We start from the raw sequence: 5396 nt of genomic DNA on the forward strand, positions 1-5396 counted from the left end.
GTGCACACGACACCGACGAGATCAGCGATGATGGCAGGGCGGGCATGACTCACTTCGGCGATCAACACGGCGTAGGAACCTTGATGATCTTCTGAACCGGTCATGCCCGTCTTGCTGTTGCCAACAGCGGCGCTTCTACTCCAGTCCACTCAAGTCAGACACCGCCACGACTTTGCCGAGGCCCTGGAAGCCTATGAAGGTGACCATGCCGATGGTGTGGTCGTCGACCCATGTGCAGAATTTGGTGAGGCCGTGCCAGGGCGAGTTTCGACAGGTCTACCGACGGCTCGTCGGCGCTGAGTCGGCGCCAGATCCGTTCCGCCCGGTGGACTGTGGCCAGTGCCTCCGCCCCCGGTTCAGGTGCGCCTCGATGACTGCGAGGTTGGTGAGCGCCCCGGCCCGGATCAGCTCGTCGGAGACGGACCGGGAGGCACGGGTGAAGTGCACCGGCCAACCATGCACGAGGACGTTAGCCAGGTGGTAGTGGCATCTTCCTCAGGCTCGCTGGCGTTGAGGACCAGGCAAGGGGCGGTTTCGGCCGCTTCTCGTCGCGCGCCTCGATCGCTCGAGGTTGGCCAGCCGTCATATACGAGGTGCCACGCGTGGAGGATCCGGTGCCCGAGTGCGATGGGCCCTCGGGCACCGGAACAGTTGCGCGTCTACATCAGCCGATGGTCTTCACGACTGTGGTGTTCCACCCACTGGCGATCTGGTAGCGGGTGCCGAGGCTCACGTCGCTGCGGCCTGGGTAGATCCAGGCGTTGCCGCTGGAGTCGACCGCGACGATGTCGGGGAGGCCGTCGGTGTTGATGTCGGCGACGGCGATTCGGTATGTGGCCCAGCCGGTGCCGATTTGCTTCCGGGTGCCGAACATCGCCTGTCCGGCTTGGCCGGTGTTCGGGTACCAGAACATGCCGCCCGTGGTATCGATTGCGATGAGGTCGTCGAGTCCGTCTTGGTTGAAATCGGCGGGATATATGCGGTAATTCGCCCATCCGGCCTGGCCTACCAGAACTTTGCAGCAGCCGTTCGGGTAGTAGAACAGTTCGCCGGTCGAGTTCTTGATTCCGAAGTGGTCTGGCTTTGCAGCACGGTTCGCGTTACCTGTCGCGTGGGTGTAGCTACCCCACATTGCTCCAACCTGAACACGTCGGCCGGAGCTTGGCGCGCCGTTGACGTTCGGGTACGCCCACAGATCTCCTGATGCGTCGACCATCATGACGTCGGCGAGGCCGTCCTGGGTCCAGTCGTAGATGTCCCATCGCAGGCTTCCCCAGCCGCTGCCGATAACCGTGGGCGAGCCGAAGGTGGCCATGCCGGTTCCGCCGGTGTGGGGTCGGAGGTGGAGGTTGCCGGACGAGTCGGCGGTGACGAGGTCAGGCTTGCCGTCGCCGGTGAGATCGTGCTGGGCAGGGGTTGGGTTCAGCACCACGGAGTCCCACGTTTGGGTGGTGGAGAGCTGCCCGTTGAAGTAGCCGCCGATCGTGCTGGTGCCGGTTCGGGTGCTCCCGAAACGTGTGCTGCGGGCGGCATTCCATGTGGTGGAGTGTGCCGCCGCTCCGACTTGGCGTCCGTTGACGTATAGGTACATGCTGCTGAGATTTCCGCCAGCGGGCTTGAACGTTATCGCCAATTGCGTCCAGGCACCGAGCCGTACCGTGTTGGCGCCACTGCTGACCGTGTCCCAGACTGGGTTTGCGACGTCGCTTCGGGACATGGCGAACCGCCAGGAGTTGTCGCTGGCCTCGGCCCACAGCCTGAATCCGGCGGTGTTGACCCCATCCTGGGAAACGACGGTGCCGCCACTGGCGTCGGGTTTCGCCCAGACCGACAGCGAGAAGCTGGCGTTGGTGGCTACCGCCGCCGATGGCGTGGTCAGGGTGCTGTTGACGCCGTCGAGGTCGATGCTCGGGTCGAACAGGTCACCGGAGTGCCAGGCTGCGGCCCCGCTGCCGGTCGCGACCAGTGTTCCGACCGCATCCTTTGCTGGAACGCTGCTGGCCAATCCTTCCTTCGCGTCCGCGAAGTACCAGGCGTGGTTGGCGGTGATGATCATGCGATCGGCTTCGGCGGTGATGGTGCCGACGGTGCCAGCGAGGCTGGTGACCAGCCACACCTTGCTAAGGCCGCCGTCACTGATCGTCGAGAGGTCCGGGATGCCGTCGTTGTTGGCGTCGAAGGCTCGTAGGCGTATCGTCGCTGCCTTGTTCCAGTCGGCTGTGGCGAGCGTGTACGGGGTGTAGGTCATCTGGCCGTTGTCAATGTCGATGCTGATGTCGGTCCAGAGGTGCAGGGCGCCCGTGCTGCGCTTCCACAGGAACATGACCGTGCTCGTTCCCGCGCTGGTCGTGGCTTGTGCGGTGGCAATGGTCCAGTTGTTCCAGTCGACGCCGCCGTCTGGGGTGGTCGCGGAGGTACGGGTGACCTGTTGGAACGCCCCCGGCCCGGTCGACGGGTAGTAGGTGAGGTAATAGCCGACGGAGTCGTTGCCGCTGGTCCCGATTAGGTCAGGGTAGGACGAGCCGGAGTGCCGGGCGTCACCGGCGTTGGCTACCTGTAGCGGTGACTGGTCCGATTCGTCGGTGAGGGCTTCCCGCGCGATCGTGAACTGGGTGCCGCTGCCCGCGGATGGTTGGATGACCGATCCGTCGCCGTTGGCGCGAAGCACGCTACCGCCGCCGGCGTTGGGGCCGGACGGGTAGTAGACGAGGACATCCTGCAGGCCGAAGCCGGAGAACCGGCCGGTGATGGCTTGAGCACCATCGAAGTCATGCGATGACCCTTGGGTCGTCAGCCCGTTGCCTTTGACCCCGATGTTGGTGGCGGGTGGGGGCGGCCCGTCGGAGCCGCCTTCGGCGAGCCAGAGTCCCGATGGGATGCCGTTGGCGTTGCCGGTGGCCAGCAGGTCGGGGATGTCGTCTCCGGTCATATCCCCGTCGGCCGCGGTAACCGCCGGATCCGCGTTGAAGGTGACGCTTTCGGAATCACCGATGTTGCCTCCGGGGGAGAGGCTCGTGACGGTCAGCGTGTTGGTGTAGCGGGTGGGCAGGACCGACACGGTGGTCCCGCCGACGGCTGCGGCGACCTGGACCGGCGCCCCGGCGTTGAGTTGGTAGAGGTAGCCGCTCGGTGTAGTGCCTGCGGCTGCGGTGATGGTGAAGCTTGCCGGCTGCCCGATGACCGATCCGGTGGGCGCGGTCACCTCGGGGTGGCCCGGGCGGGTGGGGTCGAAGTTGAAGGTGCAGGTATCCGACCAGTCGCTGGGCGTCCGGAAGTCGGTGGCCTGGACCCTCCAGGTGAACGTGGTGACAGCTCCGGTCCCGGGGCCGGTGTAGCCGGCGTACTGGCGCAGGGTGGCCTGGGGGACCAGGAGGACCGAGGTGGTGCCGGAGGAAGAGGTCAAGTTGTTCGGGTTGGACGTGGCGACGACCGCACCGTCGCTCCCCCGGGTGAGCCGGAAGGAGACCCCAAGGACGCCACCGTTGCGGTCGGACACTGGCGCGTAGAGCGACACAGACCCATCGCCGACGGTCGAACCGCCCGCGCAGACGGTCTTTGGCGAGGTGGTCAGCCCTGTGGGCTTGTTTGGCTTGTGGTTGTACTGGATCTCAAGCGTCGGGCTTGTCTCCAGGAACTCCTTCCAGCTTTCGGGGTCGCTGGCCTCGTTGTGCGCCTTCATCCAGAGCGTGCGGGTCTTGTGGTTGTCGCTGACGTCGCGCTGGATTTGCGCCTTGACGTCGAAGGAGACACCGTCCTGCGCGCAACCGCTGTATCCGTACGCGAAGCTCTTGGACGCCGCCAGAGGGCCGCTGCTTCGACCCTCCCAATAGTTCCAGGTGGCATTACTACCGCTCAACACAGTGTCGGGTGCGTAGACGTTCACCTGCTTCGCCGTGCAGCTCCACGACTTCGTGTTGGTGATCTTGAAGAAGGCGGAGTTGATCTCAGCGCCGACCAAGGTGCTGACGGGGACCGTAAAGTTGATGAGGGTGTTCGATCGTTGCTCGCCCGAGTTTCCGACCTGCATCCGGTCATACGGGTCCGGCGTTGTCATCCAGTAATTGCTGGACTGGTGCTGGTAGGAAATGCTGGCCCAGCCGCCCCGGCCGGACCCGGCGGCCGACCAGTTGAAAGTTGGGTCAATGTAGACCGGATAGGTCGTGTTTTCGCTGGTTAGCAGGTTCCTGTCGGGAGTAAGGCGGAGTTGCCGCCCCTGCAGGCGTACCTCGATCGGCGCGGTACGTGCGGCCCGCCCGGGCGCGATGACGCTGGAAGAAGGTGCGCTGCGAGTGGCCGGTCCCGCTGTGGGGCTGGAACTGGAGTCCCACATGATCGGCGCCGGGGCGGAGAGAACTGTGCTACCGGACCGGTCGCGGCCGGCGATGTTGCCGACGGCGTCAACGGTAAGCGTGAAACCCGTCGCCTGGGTGTTAAGCGTGAGCGTCGCCAATTCTGGGTTGGCGGCGGCTTCCGGGGTGTGGACGACGAAGACGTGAGAGAAGCCACCGTTGCGGCCCACCGTAGCGACCAGGTCGACGTCGGGGAGCACGTTGCGGTAAGTAGCGGTGGCGCCGGACAAGAAAGGCGCGGGCAACGACATAGGCGCTCCCACGGTGAAAGCCCGATCGCCAGACACGAGCTCGGCCAGCGGTGCCTCCCCACCCGGAGAGAGAACGACCTCATTCGTCGTCACGCTCGAGGCGATGGTGCCGTTCGACTGCCGGACAAGCGTCGCGTCCAAGGCCTTCCAGGTGCCGTCGACCTTCTTGCGGGTGGCTGTGGCGTGCTCAGTCAGACGAACCTGCCCGTCGGGCAGGGCCGTGACGATGGAGGCCGACGTGCCGGCGGCAGTAGCTTCCACGGCCTGGCCGGTCTGTCGTGCCTGCGCCAACGCCTCCTCGACGCCGATGGAGGCGCCGCTGGAGGGCGCTGGCCGCAACGCCCCGGCATACCCATCCGGATCAGCGACCGCGATGGAGCCGGGCCAGACGATGGCCCCAGGAATGAACAGGGTGGCCGCTGTCGCGAGCGAGGCGAACCTCGTCCGGAGCGCGTGCCGGGTTGCGGGCATGGCTAGGTGCTCCCCCGTGTCGAGGGACGCGCGGGTGCGCATCCGAAGGCGGGCATAGTGAACCAGCGGTGGCTCGGCCCAGGGAATGTTCTTCCTCACTACGCCCGTCCCATTCGCGCTGCATGGGGCGGTTTTACGACGGCAGTTGCAGCTTCTAGTTACGAATTCGTGATCTTCCTGTTCGTGGGCACATCACAGATTGAGCCTTTTTCATCCTGACCTTGCAGGTCAGGGGCGGTGTGCGTAGCCCGAGGATCGATGAGGGCGAGGCTCCAGGTAAGACAGCAAATCGACCAAAACCCGATGCCCCGACCGGGAGCCTCGC

The 5396-nt window shown here is 65.3% G+C and carries 1 protein-coding gene; it reads right to left on the reverse strand.

Features of this window, described 5'->3' with window-relative positions; translation table 11 throughout:
- Window positions 1-664: 664 nt before the first annotated feature.
- Entirely contained in the window at window positions 665-5071 is a 4407-nt protein-coding gene (locus KBX06_RS27275; RefSeq protein ID WP_210839916.1) for an FG-GAP-like repeat-containing protein, read from the reverse strand.
- Window positions 5072-5396: the final 325 nt, after the last annotated feature.

Origin of the sequence: Micromonospora sp. C31, from assembly GCF_018070575.1 — a bacterium.
Lineage (GTDB): Bacteria > Actinomycetota > Actinomycetes > Mycobacteriales > Micromonosporaceae > Micromonospora.

Excerpts from the sequence above, each read along its gene's own strand:
- KBX06_RS27275 (WP_210839916.1), bottom strand. The coding sequence starts at position 5,071 with ATGCCCGCAACCCGGCACGCGCTCCGGACGAGGTTCGCCTCGCTCGCG.